Source organism: Mycobacterium sp. (assembly GCF_035499775.1).
Taxonomy (GTDB): domain Bacteria; phylum Actinomycetota; class Actinomycetes; order Mycobacteriales; family Mycobacteriaceae; genus Mycobacterium.
In genome coordinates this window covers 1-2,015 of the sequence record NZ_DATJYB010000066.1, presented here as the reverse complement: position 1 = coordinate 2,015, position 2,015 = coordinate 1, and the positions used below count along the sequence as shown (strand labels likewise).

At 67.9% G+C, this 2,015-nt stretch carries 1 protein-coding gene and 2 pseudogenes; 2 read left to right on the top strand and 1 reads right to left on the bottom strand.

The annotated features are described in order from the left end of the window. Together VML93_RS04310 and VML93_RS04305 are read left to right on the top strand one after the other, a co-directional pair. Window positions 1–410 (top strand): annotated as a pseudogene (locus VML93_RS04310) (tyrosine-type recombinase/integrase); the annotation flags it as partial. Next, window positions 407–1,396: a tyrosine-type recombinase/integrase gene (locus tag VML93_RS04305; protein WP_325608026.1), complete on the top strand. Its 990-nt coding sequence runs from the start codon at window positions 407–409 to the stop codon at window positions 1,394–1,396. The pseudogene VML93_RS04310 and the gene VML93_RS04305, both read left to right, overlap by 4 nt. Before the next feature lie 80 nt (window positions 1,397–1,476). On the opposite strand, the pseudogene VML93_RS04300 reads toward VML93_RS04305, so the two are convergent. After that, a pseudogene (locus VML93_RS04300) lies at window positions 1,477–2,015 on the bottom strand (DDE-type integrase/transposase/recombinase); the annotation flags it as partial.

Sequence of the window (2,015 nt, the reverse complement as noted above, 5' to 3'; positions counted from 1 at the left end):
TAGTACCGCTGCACCCGAGCACCACCGAACAGCTGCGCCGCTACGCCCGCCACCGGGACCGCCGGGAACCGTCGCCGCGACGGTCGGAGACGTTCTTCGTGTCCACCACCGGCACCGCGTTGCGGTACTCGTCGGTTCGTGAGGCGTTCATCGAGATCACCACGACGATCGGGCTACGCACCGCCATGGTCCTGCCCCGCGTGCATGATCTGAGGCATGCCTTCACCGTGAGCTGCCTGCTGGACTGGTATCGATCAGGCGTCGACGTCGCCGCGATGATGCCGGTGTTGTCCACCTACCTCGGACACGTCAACCCGGCCAGCACCTACTGGTATTTAACGGCCACGCCCGAGTTGATGGGGCTCGCCGCGCAACGGCTGCAGGCCAGCCGACCCGGGAGCCGGCGATGACCGCGCTCGCCCCGATCCTGCAGGCCTACTTCACCGATCGGCTCATCGGGCAACGCCAGGCCAGCCCGCACACCATCGCCGGCTACCGCGATACGTTCCGGCTGCTGCTCGGCTATGCCGCGACCCGCACCGGCAAACCGCCTAGTCAGCTCGACCTGGCCGATCTAGACGCGCCCCTGGTCACCGGTTTCCTCGACCACCTCGAACACGATCGCGGCAACAGTGTGCGCACCCGCAACACCCGGTTGGCGGGGATCCACTCACTGTTCGGCTACGCCGCACTACGCCATCCCGAGCACGCCGCCTCGATCCAACGCGTGCTGGCGATCCCGCCGAAACGCTTCCAACGCAACCTGATCACCTACCTCACCACAGAGGAGGCCGACGCGCTGCTGGCCGCCTGCGACCACGACACCTGGACCGGACGCCGCGACCACGCGATGCTGGCTCTCACCCTGCAGACCGGGCTGCGGATCTCCGAACTGACCGCGCTTTCGGTCGCCGACCTGCAGCTCGGCCGCGGCGCGCACGTGCACTGCATCGGTAAGGGCCGCAAACAGCGAAGCACACCACTACTGCCCGACACCGTGGAAGTGCTACGTGGCTGGCTCGCTGAACGCCGCGGCGCCCCCGACGACCCGTTGTTCCCCACCAGCACCGGCAGATCGCTGAGCCGCGATGCGGTCGAGCGCCGAGTCACGCTCTACACCACCCGCGCTCGCCGATCGTGTCCGTCGCTGCGCAGCAAACGGGTCACCGCCCACACCCTACGGCACTCCGCGGCCATGGCGCTGCTGCTCGCCGGTGTCGACATCACCGTCATCGCGTTGTGGCTTGGCCACGAACAGACCGCCACCGCCGAGCTCTACCTGCACGCCGACATGACTCTGAAGGAACGCGCAATAGCCGCCACCGCACCCACGCACACCAAGCCCGGGCGATACCAGCCGCCCGAGCCGATCCTCGCGTTCCTCGAAAGCCTCTAATTATGCCGACACCTTGCGACTGAACGCCGTGCACCACAACCGATCCCACCCAATGTCGGCATAGTCGTGAGGTCGGCATAATCCACGTAAATCCCGGCCGGGACACCGCGGGCGGCCAATGCCGGGCGTAACGCGGCGGCCAGCCGCACGGTGTCTTCGGAGAACCCGAACCGGTAACCCACCAATAGCCGGGAATGATCATCCAAGAAGCCGAACAGGTAGGTCTTGCGGTCACCGACCCGCGGTCCGTGCAGGGCGTCGCCGACCCACAGCTCGTTGGGGTATTCGGCTTCGAACCGGCCGAACACCGCCGAGACCTCCCCGCTGGTCGGGCCCATCAGCTCGCACCGGTGGAAGTGGCGTAGCAGGGTCGACTCTGAGGGTGCCCACCCGGTGGCGGTGCGCAGGATGCGGGCCACCTGCGCCACCGTGCGGGTGGGGTTTTCCCGCTTGAGTGAGGCCGCCAGCTCCAACGCCTGGGCGTCGGTGCGGGCCGAGAGCATCCGTGGCGCAGGAACCAGCGCCTCGAACCCGCCGGAGCGGTAGCGCCGGATCCAACGGTCCAGCGTGCCCCGCGAGATGGCGACGGTGTTGCCGAACGGGTCGCTATGGGCGCCGG

Coding starts and splice junctions, on each gene's coding strand:
- VML93_RS04305 (WP_325608026.1), top strand. CDS start 407: ATGACCGCGCTCGCCCCGATCCTGCAGGCCTACTTCACCGATCGGCTC.